Below are 16242 nucleotides of genomic sequence, written 5' to 3'. Positions count from 1 at the left end.
TACGTTGAACAAAAGCTTGTTCAAACAACATCACAAAACGTTTGTTGCTTATGCTTCTTGGTTCACACGCTCATCTTCAATTCCAAGCTCTTCTTTTATCCAGTCATATCCTTCAGCTTCAAGGCGCTCAGCAAGCTCTGGTCCACCAGATTTCACAATGCGGCCTTGCATCATGACATGGACCTTATCTGGCTTGATGTAATTTAAGAGGCGTTGATAGTGGGTGATAATAAGGCAGCCAAACTCAGAACCGCGCATTGCATTAACACCTTTAGAGACAACTTTTAATGCATCGATATCAAGACCTGAGTCAATTTCATCAAGAATCGCAATCTTTGGCTCAAGCATCATTAATTGAAGAATCTCATTACGCTTTTTCTCACCGCCAGAGAAGCCTTCATTTAAATAACGATGGGCAAATGACTCATCCATTTCAAGTGTTTCCATTTTTTCATCTAAGCCACGGATAAACTTCATCAATGAAATCTCGTCCCCTTCTTCACGTCTTGCATTAATCGCTGAACGTAAGAAGTCAGAGTTTGTAATACCACTGATTTCACTAGGATATTGCATTGCTAAAAACAAACCTGCTCGAGCACGCTCATCCACTTCCATCTCCAAGAGGTCTTTTCCATTAAATGTAACAGAACCACTCGTAATTTCATATTTTGGATGACCCATAATCGCTGAAGCTAGCGTTGATTTACCCGTTCCGTTCGGTCCCATAATCGCATGGATTTCTCCACCTTTAACTTCAAGGTTAAAATCCTTTAAAATTTCTTTTCCTTCAATAGATACATAAAGATTTTCGATTTTTAAGCTTGGTGCTGACATTCTAATTACCTCCGTTTAGAAACAAGATTTTATAGCATCACAACCCGCAGCATGCGAGTAGCTTCTTTGCTTTCATTCTCAATTTATTCTCATTACAATCTTATAATATATTTAAAATAAGTTCAAGGCAACACTCCTTATGGTGGAATTTACACATTCAAGCATCTGGCTGCCGGTAGGAGCAAAAGTCCTTTTTTTGATTTCTCATCCTTTACTGAAGCTGCGCCTTTTTCAACATTCATTCAAACGGCCGTTACTCTTACATGACCTCATGTACTTTCTCTATTCTAGCTCACCTAGAATAGGATTCCAAGTTTATGAACAAATTCACTACACAAAATTCGCCTAATTTATACAATTCGCTTCTTTTTTAAACCTTATTAAGAACTTCCTCAAAAATATGAAATATCCATTTGTCAAAAACCAGCGTAAAGGAATCGATTTTAACTACGACAACACAAAGAGCAGAGCGGCATCATCGCCTTACTCTGCTCCTCTTTTTTTATTTCATTATGATTGGTGATTTAATTCTCGAATCATTTCATTGCAACGATTGTAATCTTCTTCTCTTGCCTTTTCAACCTCAAGGCGCTTGTCAAGATTCCGTTCATATTCTGCATAGCCAACTCCGTGTGCTTGCTGCATCGCTTTTTCCATCTCACCTGTTGCCTTCATCCCTATCGAGTAAATAATCAATCAGTCCTTCCTCATTGTTCTTCTTTTTGCATCTTTAATGCTAGCACGAGCCTGCTGTTTACCCAATGGTGATATAAACGGATATGAATGGATAAGCGCAGCAGAAGCTTACTGACGCTTTGTTAGAAAACCTTATAATATTTTTTCGCAACTATTCTTACAAATGCTACATTCTTAGTGATTAGGGTGGATCACAAGAATAAAATGAGAAAGCAATGACGTTCTCTCGCTCAGCCCAACTCAATAAAGGGTTAAATGTAACGGACATCCTCACTTCCGTTTATAGAGGGACATTTCTCCCATCAATGTTTCTGTTGTCCGAATTCGTCTAACGCTTCTTGAACGAGGGTTACTACTTGACTCATTACAGCTCCTCCACCAAAGGCAGCTGCGACACCAATTGCCTCGAGAATTTCACCCTCTGTGCATTGTTGATCTAAGCAGCCTTTCGTATGATAGATCATGCAATATTCATCTTGCGCATAGACACTAACAGCAAGGGCAATTAATTGCTTTTCTTTTTGACTTAATTGACCTTCTTTAAAGCACTCTTCCGTAAACTCATTGTACTTTTTCGCAAGAGTAGGCATTTTTTTTGTAAAATTACCTAGCCCCTCTTTATAGTCCTGTATCGCCATTTCAAGTGTATTCATTTGCTCCTGCTGCTCCATATGTTCGCCCTCCTTCGTATGATAAACACCATTATTGTTTGTTGCTATACTTGATTTCATTCAAAAAAAGTCTTCTTGAAAGAAAAATGCAAGGCGTCACCTAGTGCGCTGGACTCTGACGAAAAAGCAGCTTTTTTCTATGGAAAAGGGGACGGAGCTTACAGGATGATAATAAAGCAGGTAGCGTGTCGCTCACACCTTGGTGCACAGCATGCTGAGGACTCGTTTCCATCCTAGTGGGAAGAGCGAGGGCTCATGAAGGCTTTTGTAGGAGGGGTTGAAGTAACCTCGAGTGGCTAGACGCTGAAGCTAGACAGCTTCAAAATTTTTTTCATATCTCCAAAAAAAGCAGCTAAGCCCGGAGGCTCAGCTGCTTACATGTAGCCATTATTCTGCTGGAATAACAGCACCGTCATATTGCTCTAAAATAAAGTCTTGGATTTCTTCCGATTTAAGAACTTCGACTAATGTTTGAATTTCTTCACGTGTTTCATCGCCACTGTTCACAACGATCAGATTTACATAAGGGTTGTCCACATCTGCAGATTCCATTGCAATCGCATCTTCAATTGGATTTAACCCTGCATCTAAGGCGTAGTTTGAGTTAATAAGCACCGCATCTCCCTCGCCATTTAAGTACGCCTGTGGCAACAATGCAGCTTCAACGCGATCATTGAAGACAAGATTTTTCGGATTTTCAACAATGTCATCAACAGTTGCGCCAATGCCAGCACCTTCAGCAAGGGTAATTAAACCCTTTTCTTCAAGCATTGCCAAAATACGGCCATGGTCTGCTACAGAGTTGCTCATGATAATTTCTGCTCCCTCTGGAAGCTCTTCTAAGCTACTGTACTCTTGAGAATACACACCGATTGGCTCAATGTGAATACCGCCAGCCACTGCAAAATCATACTCCTCATTTTCTTCCATTTGTGCTTCAAGGTATGGTTGGTGCTGGAAGTAGTTTGCATCAAGCTCTTTATCTGCTAATGTCCGGTTTGGAAGGATATAGTCTTGGAACACTTGAATATCAAGCTCGATTCCTCGCTCAAGAAGCATGTCTCTTGCTTCTTCTAAAATTTCAGCATGTGGCACATTTGAAGCACCAATCGTTAATGTTACAGGCTCACCTGCTTCTGTTGCTTCCTCTGCTTCCGGTGTTTCGTCACCCGCTTGCTCTTCAGCAGGTTCTTCCTCTGACGTTCCGCAAGCAGCAAGTGATAAAGAAAGAGCTGCTGCGCCAATGATACTTAAAAACTTTTTCATAAATAATCCCCCTTAAAATTAGCGTTTGTCGGTTATATTTGTGAAAAAATCACCAATCCATTGAATCACAAAGACGATCAAAAGAATGGTAATTGTTGCCACCACCATAACATCCGTGTTCGTGCGTTGAAATCCTTCTAAATAAGCAAGGTCCCCTAAACCACCTGCACCTACTACTCCTGCCATTGCCGTATAGCTCACAAGGGCAATCGCAGTAACGGTAATTCCAGAAATAAGAGCAGGCTTTGCTTCTGGTAACAGTACTTTAAATATAATGGTAGCGTTTGAAGCCCCCATCGCTTGTGACGCTTCTATAACACCCTTATCTACTTCTCGTAATGCGATCTCAACCAATCGTGCATAAAAAGGTGCGGCCCCGATAATGAGTGCAGGCAGTGCTGCACTAGCTCCAAGCATTGTACCAACTATGAACTTCGTTAAAGGTATGAGTAATATAATAAGGATAATAAACGGAATCGATCGGAATATATTGACATAAGCAGCGGTGATGGAATAAATCAATCGATTTTCCCACATATTCCCCTTTGCTGTCAAGTAAAGAAGCAGACCTAAAAAGATTCCGATGACCGCTGTTAATACAACCGAGATGGAACTCATGTACAAGGTTTCTTGCGTCGCTTCCCAAAGGCGGTCCCAGCGGACATTAGGAAAAATCTCATTCACCAGCAACCACCTCCACTTCTACTCCCTTTTCACGAATAAACGCAATCGCTTGTTCTATAAGCGCCTTGTTTCCAGTAAGGTTCACAAACAATGCACCATATGAACCTTCTTGCGTTTTCGTAATTTTTCCTTGCAGAATGTTAACTTCAATGTCAAATGTACGAATTAAATCAGTAATAAGCGGCCGTTCTGCTTCATCACCAACAAAGGTTAGCTGTACTACCTTTCCATTTGGATTTTCGGTAATTAGATGTTGAATTGTTTCTTTCGTTTCCTCTGGCTCTGTCACTTGCTTCACAAATTCCTTTGTCATCTGCTCCTTAGGCTTACGGAACACGTTAAGAACAGGCCCTTGTTCTACGACTTTCCCTGCTTCCATGACAGCCACCTGGTGACATATTTTTCGAATCACATGCATTTCATGAGTAATAAGAATAATGGTTAAGCCTAATTTCTTATTAATATCCACAAGCAGATCTAAAATGGAATCAGTTGTTTTTGGGTCTAGTGCCGATGTCGCTTCATCGCAGAGTAACACTTTTGGATTGTTGGCTAGTGCTCGAGCAATCCCAACTCGCTGCTTTTGCCCCCCACTCAATTGAGATGGATAGGACTCGCCTCGTCCCTCTAAACCAACAAGCTCGATTAACTCATTCACTCTTTTTTCTCTTTCTTTTTTCGGAATGCCCGCAATCTCTAACGGAAACGAGATATTTTCCCGAACCGTGCGAGACCATAATAAATTAAAATGCTGAAAAATCATCCCTATATTTTGCCGTGCCTTCCGCAAATCCTTTTTTGAAAGGGTGGAAAGGTCCTCACCAGCTACGATCACTTTTCCTTCCGTTGGCCGTTCAAGCATATTCAGCATTCGAATAAGCGTACTTTTTCCAGCCCCACTATAACCAATGATCCCGAAGATTTCACCTTGCTTAATTTCGAGGTCGACACCATCCACAGCCGAAACAGGTCCATCTTTTGTGGAAAATATTTTGCGGATGCCTTGTAACGAAATCATCGCCATACTCCTTTCTTTCTATCATAGACTTTCAAAGCGAGCCTGAAAAGAATCAGATCCTTTTTGCAACGACTCGCCCATTTTGATCTTGATAGAGAATGAATAAACACTTTTTTTACGTCCGCTGTGCAAAACCATTTATAAACGGTTGACTCTTCCCGCATGGAAGGAAAGGGCTTATAGACGTAAGAGAGTATGAGCCAAAGCGCTTTTTTCCTCTTCCTAGCTCCGTCCCTTTCCCTCTACTAAAAAACCTTTCTGCCCAAATGAGCAGAAAGGTTGGTTGCGTGTCCTCTCTCTCATCTTCCAAAGCAAATTGCTCTGCTGGAATTAGCACCTTTTCTAAGTAGTAGAAAACCACTTAACGGTTGCTGGGCTTCATTGGGCCAGTCCCTCCGCCACTCTCGATAAGAGTATTAATTTATTACGATAACATTTTGCATGAAAGCATCATAGCATGCAAGAAAATTTATTGTCAACTATTTTATTTTTCTATGTGCAACAGCCTAATCCCCTTAAACAAACATTCATTTACGGGAAGGCGTTTCATCTATGATGATGGATACGCTGTCATAAAATAGCATAGCTTAGAAAGAAAATTCTGGACTCAGCATTGGAAAAACATTTTTAATAAGCCTAAGACGTTAAGTCAAACGCTTTATGATTTCACACATAAAAAACAGCTCATAGATCGAGCCCGTAGCGAAAGGGTAAATTGCAGTTATACCTAGGACTTTAATTTTTAACACGTCGATAAACTCCATAGTTCAAAAAGGAAAAAAGGGACAACCTTAAAGGCTGCCCCTTTTCATTAATCTTCGCTAATCATTTCTTGGTATTGCTCAGCTGTCATAAGGTTGTCCACTTCTGAAGGATCAGAAGGCTCAACAACGATCATCCATGCTTTTTCATAGGGTGATTCATTGACAAATTCAGGAGAATCATCCAGCTCTTCATTTACTTCAACAACCTTACCAGATACAGGTGCATAGAGCTCAGAAACCGTTTTTACTGATTCAACGCTACCAAATGGCTCGTCAGCTTCCACTTCATCGCCTACTTCCGGAAGTTCAACAAAAACGATATCCCCAAGTTCAGATTGGGCGAAATCTGTAATTCCGATTCGTACTTTGTCTCCTTCTATTTTTACCCATTCATGTTCTTCTGAATACTTTAGTTCTTTTGGTAAATTTGCGCTCATTTTTCTATCCCTCCAAAAATAAATGCGTTGCTTTTCCTATTATACCTACTTTTTCTTCACAGCAAAACTCACTTTTTCCAAGTTTGCTCATACTCATCCTCTTTAAAGCCGACTGTCACCCGTTCACCATCTGTTAAAATCGGGCGTTTGATCAGCATTCCATCTGAAGCAAGTAGATCAAGAAGCTCTTCTTCAGAAGCTTCCTTCACCTTATCCTTCAAGCCAAGCTCACGGTATTTCATGCCACTTGTATTAAAAAATTTCTTAAGCTCTAGCCCGCTCCGTTTATACAAGCGTTCAAGCTCTTCCTTTGAAGGTGGCTGCTCCACAATATGTACGCTTTCTACTTCAATCCCATTTTCATCAAGCCATTTTTTTGCTTTGCGGCACGTACCGCATTTCGGATAGTGATAAAATGTCAAGCTCATGTTCTTCCCTCCTTTTTCACTACTTTACCCTCTATTTGTTCATAATAACAACAATTTTAGCACTTGTCTTGTACAGCCTCGACAATTTTCTATCTTGTATGACTGATTTGAAAATAAGAGGCTTTGAACGGCAAAGAAGCCCTGAAAATCAGGGCTCCTTTGCACATAGAGAGGAGAATGCTTCATAAGAAAGGAGATCTATTAATTTTGAGGACAAGTGCCCTCAAACTGAATAACAATCGTCACACTTCTCTTAAACGACGTAACGCTCTTCTTTTAAAACGACTTGAGCAATGTCACGCTTCCTTTTCACCACATTAATTGGCGTGTGGCGTGTCAGCTTTCGAAGAATCGATAGCATCGTCCTTAATGTATCGCCTTCTTCCATGGCAATTAATGATTCTTTAGCATGAGCTTCAATTCGGTTAAACGCTTCCTGAACATACACTTGCGTCATCGCTAGCTTTTGCTCCGCCTTTTCGCGACCAGCTTTTCTCAGCGCTTTTTCTGTTCGGAGAATCACGGATTCCATTGAAAATACCTCACTGACGATATCTGCTACATTCGCTAAGAGCTCTTGCTCATGCCGAAGCTTTTCACCATAGTTCTGCACACCTGTTCCAGCAATCATCAAGAAAATTTTCTTTGCCATGCTCAGGAGGTATTTTTCTTGCTCTAAAGGCGCCTCGCCAATCTCTTGTGGCATAAGCATCATTAGCTCCTCCTGCAATGCTGTTGCTTTCTGGAGTAAGGGCAGCTCGCCTTTTAATGCTTTCCGTAAAATCGTTCCAGGCACAAGGAGACGATTGATCTCATTCGTGCCTTCAAAAATACGGTTGATTCGTGAATCTCGGTACATACGCTCCACTTCATACTCAGCCATGAACCCATACCCACCGTGAATTTGTACCGCCTCATCGGCAACGTAATCCAATGTTTCCGAGCCTACAACCTTGTTAAGGGAGCATTCAATCGCATATTCGGCAATTGCCTTTGCCACTTGACGGCCGTCCTTTTGCTGTTCAGCCGAAAGCTTACTAAGACTTTCTTCAAAAAGGCCCCCTGTGCGATAAATCGAGCTTTCCGCTGCGTAAGTGGCCACCGCCATATTCGCTAGCTTTTCCTGAATTAATGTGAATTTTCCAATTGGTGTTTTAAACTGCTTCCGTTCGTTTGCATATTTTGCGGCTAGCTCAATGCCCCGCTTTGAGCCACCGACACAACCAACCCCAAGCTTGTAACGCCCTACATTTAGTATGTTGAAGGCAATGACGTGCCCCTTGCCAATTTCACCAAGAACATTTTCCTTTGGCACAAGGGCATCCTCTAAAATTAATGTCCGTGTTGATGATCCCTTGATCCCCATTTTCTTTTCTTCAGGTCCTGTTGAGACCCCTTCATACGCTCTTTCAACGATAAAGGCGGTAAAATGCTCTCCATCAATTTTTGCATAGACGACAAATACATCTGCAAAACCAGCGTTTGTTATCCATTGTTTTTCCCCGTTTAAAATGTAATGGGTGCCAGCCTCATTTAGTACCGCTGTTGTTTTTGCACCAAGAGCATCTGAACCTGAACTCGGCTCTGTTAAGGCATATGCAGCGATTTGAGCTCCTGATGCAAGGCCTGGTAAATATTTTTTCTTTTGCTCTTCATTTCCGAAAAAGACAATCGGCAGGGTTCCAATTCCTACATGGGCGCCGTAGCTCAAAGAAAACCCACCCGCTCGTGAAAATTTCTCCGTAATCAAAGATGAGCTAATTTTATCAAGACCTAAGCCGCCATATTCCTCAGGGACATCCGCTGCGAGAAGCCCTAGATCACCTGCTTGCGTTAGAAGCCGGCGAGAATGATCGAATTGATGGGCTTCAATGTCATCAAGGACAGGAAGGACTTCAGTCAATACAAACTCTTCGGTTGTCTTTCCAATCATGACATGCTCATCTGTAAAATCCTCTGGTGTAAAAACCTTCTCAGCATCCAGCTCTTCAATCAGAAAGCTGCCACCTTTTATTATATGCTCTGCTGTGTTCCCCATTACGCTACCTCCTTATTCTTTTTTTACAGTAATTCAAACACACCTGCAGCACCCATGCCGCCGCCGATACACATGGTCACAACGCCAAACTGCTCGTTGCGGCGCTTCATTTCATAAAGCAGTGATAATGTAAGCTTTGTGCCTGTACAGCCAAGTGGATGGCCTAATGCAATGGCGCCACCATTGACATTGACTTTGTCATAATCAAGCTCTAAGCTGCGAATCACTTGAATCGCTTGGGAAGCAAAGGCCTCATTGAGCTCAAATAATCCAATGTCAGAAAGCTGAAGTCCTGCAAGCTCTAGCGCTTTCGGAATCGCTTCAATCGGACCTACCCCCATAATTTCCGGGGCGACCCCCGCCACGGAAAAGGAGCGGAATTTTAACAGCGGCGTCAGCCCTTCAGCCTCAGCCATTTCACGATCCATCAGAAGCACGGAGGCTGCCCCGTCGCTCATTTGTGAGGCGTTCCCTGCTGTCACACTTCCCATTGGGTGAAAGGCAGGTCTAAGCTTGCTAAGACCCTCTTTCGATGTATCTGGCCGAACGCCTTCATCCTTATCAAAACGGACCTGTTTTTCGTGGACTTTATCATCACTGCCAATTGTACGTAGAGTCACTTCAACTGGCACAATCTCCTCTTGAAAATGTCCCGCTTGAATCGCTTTCGCTGCCCGCTTGTGGCTTTCCACTGCGAAGGCATCTTGATCGTCTCGTGTCACCCCAAATCGACGAGCCACCTCTTCCGCTGTATAGCCCATCCCCATGTAATACTCTGGCTGCTTTTCAACAAGGGTTGGATTCGGCGCAATGACGTGCCCGCCCATTGGAATTGCACTCATTGATTCCGCACCTCCAGCTATGATTGCCTTCGCTTGCCCGAGCATAATCCGTTCAGCTCCGAAAGCAATGGTTTGCAGTCCAGAAGAACAATAGCGATTAATCGTAAGGGCAGGCACTGTATGGGGCAAGCCTGCTAAAGCTGAAATGTTCCTTGCCATGTTCATTCCTTGCTCCGCTTCTGGCATGGCACATCCAATCATGACATCATCAACTTTGCTCGGATCAAAATCACCCGCTCGTCTTAATGTCTCTTTGATAGTAAGTGCGCCTAAATCATCTGGTCTTACATTCGCTAATGTGCCTCGTTTTGCTTTTCCAACCGGTGTTCGTGCACCTGCGACGATGACTGCTTCTCTCAACGTTTCCCCCTCCTATTCGCTTTCATTGATGTTAATTCCGCAATGGCTTCCCTTTTGCAAGCATGTGCTGCATTCGCTGCTGCGATTTCGGTTCACCGACAAGACTTAAAAACGCTTCCCGCTCTAAATCCAGTAAATACTGTTCGTCCACAAGCGTTCCTTTTGCCACACGACCTCCTGCTAGGACAAAGGCTAATTTTTGAGCAATTTTTAAATCGTGTTCTGTAATCAGACCACCAAATTGCATCGTTTTTGCCCCAAGAAGCATCGTTGCATAACCGGTTTCACCGACGACCGGAATTTTCTTTCGAGCTGGCGGACGATACCCAGCATTCGCTAGATGGAGCACCTGCTGCTTCGCTCGGTAAAGGAGATGATCTCCATTGATGACGACACCATCTCGCTCACTTAAGTAGCCGTTTTCCGCTGCTTCATGTGCAGAGGTTGCCACTTTCGCCATAGCAATTGTTTCAAACGTACGATTGGCAATTGCCTGTAAGTCAATGTTTGCCCCATTCGGTAGCCGCTCCAAGTTGCGTAAATACAGCTCCTTATTCCCACCACCACCAGGGATGAGACCGACACCGACTTCCACGAGACCCATATACGTTTCAAGAGACGCTTGAATGCTAGCGGAAGGCAAACAAATTTCAGCACCGCCCCCGAGCGTCATGGCAAATGGAGCTGTAACAACTGGCTTTGTAGAATAACGAATGTTGGCCATCGCTTGCTGGAATTGGCGGACAACTAAATCAATTTCAAAAAAGTTGTCATCCTGTGCTTCCATCAAAATCAACATTAGGTTTGCACCAACACAGAAATTTTTTCCTTGATTCCCAATCACAAGCCCTTTGTAGTTTTTTCCTACCTCCTCAATGGACTTGTTAATCATCTGAAGCACATCAAGTCCAATCGAGTTATTAGGTGAATGGAATTCTAATAACGCAACGTCATCACCGAGATCGATTAATGAGGCCCCTGTATTTTTTAGGACGATATTCTCAGGCTTTAACGATTTTAAATGAATGACTTTCTTATTCAGCGTTACCGATGTATAACCAGTATCGTAGAAATAGCTCGTTCCTTCATAAAAACTTTCCTTACCTGTAGCAAGCATGTCTTTGACCCAGCTTGGAATCGTTTCTCCTTCCTCTTCCATCCGTTGAACCGATTTTTTCACTCCAATAGCATCCCATATTTCAAACGGACCAAGCTCCCAACCGAATCCCCATTTCATCGCTTGATCAATCGCGTGTAGATCGTTGGCAATTTCATAGGTTTTTTCAGCAGAATAAAGGAGTACTGGCTTTAGCAACCGCCAGACAAGCTCCCCTGCTCGGTCATCTGCATACACAAGGGCTTTGATTTTATCGAAAACGGTTTTTGCTTGCTTTGCTTGTTCCATTGAAACGGCTTTTAGCTTTTTTCGTGGCTCATATTCTAACGTATTCGGATTAAGCTCCAGAATTTCACTGCCTTTTTCACCTTTTTTCTTCAGGAAAAACCCTTGACCAGACTTGCTTCCAAGCCAGCCCTTTTCAGCCATCGCCCGCATAAAAGCTGGGGGGTCAAAAACGTCTTTTTCTGCTCCTTCAACGACATCATAGACGTTCCTTGCAACATGAAGAAACGTATCGAGGCCAACAACGTCTAGCGTCCGGAAGGTGGCGCTTTTTGGGCGACCGATTAACGGACCTGTAACAGAATCAATTTCTCCGACCGAAAAGCCGCCCTTAACCATTTCATTTACTGTAACGAGTAAGCCATAAGTGCCAATTCGATTGGCAATAAAATTTGGGGTGTCCTTTCCAACGACGACACCTTTTCCGAGAACATTTTCTGAGAACGCTTTCATAAATTCCACGACTTTTGGATCTGTGTTTTTGGTAGGAATGATTTCTAACAGCTTCAAATAACGTGGCGGGTTAAAAAAATGTGTACCGAGAAAATGAGCTTGAAAATCGTCCGATCGCCCCTCAGCCATTGCTTCAATTGAAATTCCTGATGTATTAGAGCTAACAATCGTACCAGGAGCTCGATGGGCCTCAATTTTCTCGAAAAGCTGACGTTTAATGTTAAGATTTTCAACGACAGCTTCAATGATCCAATCCATCTCAGCTAACCTTTTCAAATCGTCTTCTAAATTGCCCGCTTCAATATAATCAATGTTCGCTTTCGACGATAGAGGAGCCGGCTTCTGTTTTAGAAGCTTTTTCAACGCTTGGGTGCTCAGTCGATTTCGAACTTGACGATCGTCCAATGTGAGTCCTTGCGCTTTTTCTTCCTCCGCTAACTCCTTTGGAACCATATCAAGAAGTAATGAAGGAATGCCAATATTTGCTAAGTGGGCAGCAATTCCCGAACCCATCACACCTGATCCGATGACCGCAACTTTCCTTATTTGATCACTCATCTTCCTCCCCCTTTTATAAAACGAATGAATACTCATTCATTATTTTCGCAAAAAAAAAATGAAAGTTGACTGTTCTTTCCTGTTTATATTTTTACTATAGCTAAATTTCCATTTTCGCGCAAGTTAAATTCTGAAAATAACAATTTTTCTTTTAATTCCTTTTCCATTTAAGCAAGTTTGTTGCTCACATAACCTCATGCGATCTTTTGCACACTAATGGTGTATCTCATATGGATACAACGATTGCATCGCTAATTGACTGGAAATAAGGAGGGTTTTATCATGCAGCAGCAAATGACGATGAACCAGCAGCAACAACAAAGCATCATGCCAGAGCCACCAAATGTCATCACAACAAAAGATCACCTCTATATCCAAGATATGTTGTCATGGAATTTATTAGCGTCAAAAAAGGCACACTTTTTCGCTCAGCAGTGTACCGATCCTGAAATTAAGCAAGCCTTGGAGCAAGCGGGGCAAATGCATCAGCGCCACTATGATACAATTATCCATCACTTGCAAAATACAAGTCAGCAAGCAATGACGCTTCAATAAGGGGGTCCATCAATGAATCAGCAAAAGCAACAGAAAATCCAAAATCCTGAAACACAGGTTCCCAAAACACCTCAAATGTCCGAACGGGATTTTCTAAATGATCAGCTTTCTACAGAGAAATATATGACCACTTCTTATCATTATGCCTTAAACGAGGCGAGCCATCAAAGCTTGTATCAGGATCTCGCTACCATTTGTCAAGAGGCTCAGGACTGTCAGCGTCAGCTGTACAACCTCATGTTTAAAAAAGGCTGGTACAGTCTCGAAGCCGCTCCAGCACAACAGCTCCAGCAAACATACCAGCAATTTTCCGGCTATACGAATCAGCTTCCGTATAACGGTAATGGCATGGCCTAACTTTATTAACAAAGCTGACTCGCCGAATTATGGAAGTCAGCTTTGTTTGTTTTATTGATTTTCGCGGTGCTGCTTATTTCGTTCTTGAATGTCCTTCACTAGCGCTTTCATGCCTTCCTTTGCATCGGGATATTGTTCATTCCAATGCTTTGCAAGAGGTGGCATGGACTTGGCGATATGGGAGTAGAGGGCATAGGCCTTGACCTTCTCTTTTACCTCTTCATCTGTATTTCCCACAAGGAGCTCTGTATATTTTTCCACTAAACCATCCAATTGCTCTTTTAGCTTTTGGTCCATCTCCCTTTCACCTCCTATCGTTTTCGCCCAGTATACCATACATAATAATTTTATTTTCCAAATGTCTATTGACTGTTCACACCATCCAGTTATATAGTTAGTTACATGAGTAATGAACCAAAGGAGGAAAAAATGAAGCAACCATTTGATGATAGTCGTCCCATCTTTCTTCAGATCGCCGAACGCATTTCGGATGACATCATTAATGATGTAATTGAAGAAGGAAGCCAAGTTCCTTCAACCAATCAATTCGCAAAGCATTATCAAATCAACCCAGCCACAGCTGCAAAGGGGATTAATCTTTTAGTTGATGAAGGTATTCTTTTTAAGAAACGAGGGGTCGGAATGTTCGTGGCCGAAGGAGCAAAAGAAAAACTTGTAGAAGTAAGGCGTCACAAATTTTATGAGGAATATGTTATTCCACTCATGCAAGAAGCGAAAAAGCTTCAGCTATCAGAACAGTCGGTCTTAGAGATGATTCGAAAAGGAGGAGAACAGCAATGAGTGCTGCCATTACGTTTGAAGGCGTTACAAAGCGAATTAAGGATCAGGAAATCATCAGCAATGTTATTTGTTCCTTTGAAGAACAGACACTATATGGCTTACTAGGGCGAAACGGTGCAGGGAAAACAACTCTTATGAAACTGATGACAGGGCAAATTGCCCCAACAAATGGAGCGGTCCGAATTCTTGGAAAAAACCCTTTCGACAACAAAGAAGTCCAAAATCAACTTTGTTTTATTAAAGAAAGCGGTAATTTTAAAAAAACGCTTCGGATTAAAGATTTAGTGCACATTGCGCCGTCCTTTTATCCGCATTGGGATCAGGATTTTGCAGAGGCCTTATTAGATCAATTCGACTTATTACCAAAAAAGAAAGTGATGGACCTTTCAAAAGGAATGGAATCTGCGCTCGGCATTACGTTTGGTCTAGCCAGTCGTGCTCCGATAACGATTTTTGATGAACCCTACATTGGCATGGATGCAGCTGCAAGGCAACAGTTTTATGACTTGCTCGTTGAGGACTACGGAGATCACCCGCGTACGATTATCTTATCGACTCATCTTATCGATGAGATTCGTCATGTATTTGAACGAATTATGGTGATGAAAAAGGGAGAAATCTTATTTGAAGAAGATGTTGAAACCTTGCGCACACACGCATATAAGCTTTCTGGAAATAGCAAGTCATTTCCGAGCCTTGAAGGCGTGACGATTTTAGATGATCAAGAGTTCATGGGGACACGGACCGTGTCAGTTCTCGATTTAGATCGTCGCTTACAGGAGTTGTCACCGGTCATTGAGAAGCAGCCTTTGCCCCTGCAAGATTTTATGATTCAGATTACAAAATAAGGAGGAATCAAGCATAATGAACCAAACCGCTGCGCTTCTTCATATTCAGCTTTTAGACACCCAAAAATCTTTTGTTATTTTCTGGTCAATTTTACTTGCATTCTTGACCGTTGCTTTCATCGTTGGTGCCATATTTTCCCCGATTTCTATTTATTTTACGACGAGCTTTCCTGGTTACATTTGGGCTTCGATCACAAGCTATATTCTTCTGAAAGATGACTTTCCTTACTTCATTCATCTTGGGGCCACACGTATTGGTTTTGTCTTAAATAGCAGCTTTTATCTTATGGCACTCGCCCTTTTAATGGCGTTTCTTCAAGCAAGCTTGTATTTCTCGTTACTAGCGCTAGCCGCCACGTCTTCTGCTGAAATCAACATCGCTGTCATTCCATCATTGCTTGGCTTAGAACCAACGTTTTTAAACATCCTTTGGACAGATTTCACACTTATGGTCTTTTTGATGCTGAGCCTCTTTTTCATTGCAAGCCTTAACTATCGGTTTGGAAAAAGCGCAAGCTATCTTTTCTTCGCCTTTGCCGCTTTCTTATTTCTCATCCCTGCGTCCCGTGAGTTCATCTTTACATTTCTTATCGAAATGACCACAAGCCTGCTGCAATTTGCCTGGTTGCTGCTTGTTGGCATCATGTTTGCTATTTTAAGCGCCATAACGTTATCACGTGCTTCTCTAAAATAGGAAAATTCGATTGTTCTTTCTATCTCCTCCTCTATATGATGCTAGAGAGATAAGCTCACTAAATCTTTCGCTATTCGGAGGTTCTTGCTATGTTTATCGTTCATTCGACGTTTCGAATGCCAAATGAAAAAGCTGAGGAAGTCATTAGCATTTATCAAAACCGCTCCCGGCTTGTTGATAAAGCCCAATGATTTGTTCATTTTCAACTGCTTCAAAATGATAAAAAACCAGGTGAGTTAACAATTGAAATTGGTTGGGAAACTAAAAAGGACTATTTACAATAGGCACGTAGCGACGAATTTAAAAAAATTCATAAATTAGAAAAAAACTACCCTGATCAAGAGTTAGCGAAGATCATTCCAGAAGTTAAACAATTTGAGGTGGTAGCACGATGATTCATTTTCCGCATGCTCCAGCCCATCAAGAGCTAATTTCTGAGGCTGTGACATAACAAACGTGTATGATTGAAAATGCAACAATGCACAACCTAAGCGGAGGAAATAGACGTAGACTCCTGCGGGACAAAGGCAAGGGTG

General features: G+C 42.3%; 17 protein-coding genes, 1 pseudogene and 1 riboswitch. Of the genes and pseudogenes, 6 read left to right on the top strand and 12 right to left on the bottom strand.

Annotated features, from left to right (window positions below; translation table 11 throughout):
* Positions 1–48: 48 nt before the first annotated feature.
* From sufC to BLT_RS0103085, 11 genes are all read right to left on the bottom strand, one after another.
* Positions 49–834, bottom strand: coding sequence for a Fe-S cluster assembly ATPase SufC (gene sufC, locus BLT_RS0103140; protein WP_017726361.1), 786 nt, complete (start codon positions 832–834; stop codon positions 49–51).
* Positions 835–1344: 510 nt separating this feature from the next.
* Complete coding sequence (locus tag BLT_RS24185) at positions 1345–1530, bottom strand: hypothetical protein (protein WP_017726360.1); 186 nt, start codon at positions 1528–1530, stop codon at positions 1345–1347.
* A 302-nt stretch (positions 1531–1832) separates the two neighbouring features.
* Entirely contained in the window at positions 1833–2201 is a 369-nt protein-coding gene (locus tag BLT_RS0103130) for a carboxymuconolactone decarboxylase family protein (RefSeq protein WP_017726359.1), read from the bottom strand.
* 387 nt (positions 2202–2588) lie between these two features.
* Positions 2589–3467 carry a MetQ/NlpA family ABC transporter substrate-binding protein gene (locus tag BLT_RS0103125; RefSeq protein ID WP_017726358.1) on the bottom strand — a complete coding sequence of 293 codons (879 nt, stop codon included), beginning with the start codon at positions 3465–3467 and terminating at the stop codon, positions 2589–2591.
* 18 nt (positions 3468–3485) lie between these two features.
* A complete protein-coding gene (locus BLT_RS0103120; protein WP_026104965.1) occupies positions 3486–4154 on the bottom strand; it encodes a methionine ABC transporter permease in 669 nt (222 codons plus the stop codon).
* The gene (locus BLT_RS0103115; RefSeq protein ID WP_017726356.1) at positions 4144–5169 is read right to left on the bottom strand and encodes a methionine ABC transporter ATP-binding protein; all 1026 of its coding nucleotides are present in this window, start codon (positions 5167–5169) and stop codon (positions 4144–4146) included. The genes BLT_RS0103120 and BLT_RS0103115 overlap by 11 nt, the downstream gene beginning before the upstream one ends.
* Before the next feature lie 296 nt (positions 5170–5465).
* Positions 5466–5583: riboswitch (SAM riboswitch) on the bottom strand.
* A gap of 397 nt (positions 5584–5980) precedes the next feature.
* Positions 5981–6370, bottom strand: coding sequence for a glycine cleavage system protein GcvH (gene gcvH / locus BLT_RS0103105; RefSeq protein WP_017726354.1), 390 nt, complete (start codon positions 6368–6370; stop codon positions 5981–5983).
* 68 nt (positions 6371–6438) lie between these two features.
* Positions 6439–6798, bottom strand: a complete 360-nt coding sequence (locus tag BLT_RS0103100) for an arsenate reductase family protein (RefSeq protein WP_017726353.1) — start codon at positions 6796–6798, stop codon at positions 6439–6441.
* Between the two features lie 253 nt (positions 6799–7051).
* Positions 7052–8836: an acyl-CoA dehydrogenase family protein gene (locus tag BLT_RS0103095; protein WP_017726352.1), complete on the bottom strand. Its 1785-nt coding sequence runs from the start codon at positions 8834–8836 to the stop codon at positions 7052–7054.
* 23 nt (positions 8837–8859) lie between these two features.
* Complete coding sequence (locus BLT_RS0103090) at positions 8860–10038, bottom strand: acetyl-CoA C-acetyltransferase (protein ID WP_017726351.1); 1179 nt, start codon at positions 10036–10038, stop codon at positions 8860–8862.
* 31 nt (positions 10039–10069) lie between these two features.
* The gene (locus tag BLT_RS0103085; RefSeq protein ID WP_017726350.1) at positions 10070–12451 is read right to left on the bottom strand and encodes a 3-hydroxyacyl-CoA dehydrogenase/enoyl-CoA hydratase family protein; all 2382 of its coding nucleotides are present in this window, start codon (positions 12449–12451) and stop codon (positions 10070–10072) included.
* Between the two features lie 282 nt (positions 12452–12733).
* On the opposite strand from BLT_RS0103085, the gene BLT_RS0103080 reads away from it, so the two are divergent.
* Positions 12734–13006, top strand: coding sequence for a hypothetical protein (locus BLT_RS0103080; RefSeq protein WP_017726349.1), 273 nt, complete (start codon positions 12734–12736; stop codon positions 13004–13006).
* 12 nt (positions 13007–13018) lie between these two features.
* On the top strand, positions 13019–13363 hold the full coding sequence (locus BLT_RS0103075; protein WP_017726348.1) for a spore coat protein: 345 nt from the start codon (positions 13019–13021) through the stop codon (positions 13361–13363).
* Between the two features lie 51 nt (positions 13364–13414).
* Here BLT_RS0103075 and BLT_RS0103070 read toward each other — a convergent pair whose 3' ends face one another.
* The gene (locus BLT_RS0103070; protein WP_017726347.1) at positions 13415–13660 is read right to left on the bottom strand and encodes a YusU family protein; all 246 of its coding nucleotides are present in this window, start codon (positions 13658–13660) and stop codon (positions 13415–13417) included.
* Between the two features lie 132 nt (positions 13661–13792).
* On the opposite strand from BLT_RS0103070, the gene BLT_RS0103065 reads away from it, so the two are divergent.
* The 4 genes and pseudogenes from BLT_RS0103065 (at position 13793) to BLT_RS21305 (ending at position 16101) form a co-directional block, all read left to right on the top strand.
* Positions 13793–14164 carry a GntR family transcriptional regulator gene (locus BLT_RS0103065; RefSeq protein ID WP_017726346.1) on the top strand — a complete coding sequence of 124 codons (372 nt, stop codon included), beginning with the start codon at positions 13793–13795 and terminating at the stop codon, positions 14162–14164.
* Positions 14161–15012 carry an ATP-binding cassette domain-containing protein gene (locus BLT_RS0103060; protein ID WP_017726345.1) on the top strand — a complete coding sequence of 284 codons (852 nt, stop codon included), beginning with the start codon at positions 14161–14163 and terminating at the stop codon, positions 15010–15012. Before BLT_RS0103065 ends, BLT_RS0103060 begins: the two co-directional genes overlap by 4 nt.
* A gap of 16 nt (positions 15013–15028) precedes the next feature.
* Positions 15029–15706: a hypothetical protein gene (locus tag BLT_RS0103055; protein WP_017726344.1), complete on the top strand. Its 678-nt coding sequence runs from the start codon at positions 15029–15031 to the stop codon at positions 15704–15706.
* A gap of 89 nt (positions 15707–15795) precedes the next feature.
* A pseudogene (locus BLT_RS21305) lies at positions 15796–16101 on the top strand (antibiotic biosynthesis monooxygenase family protein).
* Positions 16102–16242 lie beyond the last annotated feature (141 nt).

Origin of the sequence: Halalkalibacterium ligniniphilum (assembly GCF_000334155.1) — a bacterium.
GTDB lineage: Bacteria > Bacillota > Bacilli > Bacillales > Bacillaceae_D > Halalkalibacterium > Halalkalibacterium ligniniphilum.
The sequence above is the reverse complement of the archived record's forward strand: the minus strand, read 5'-3'. Positions and strand labels throughout refer to the sequence as shown.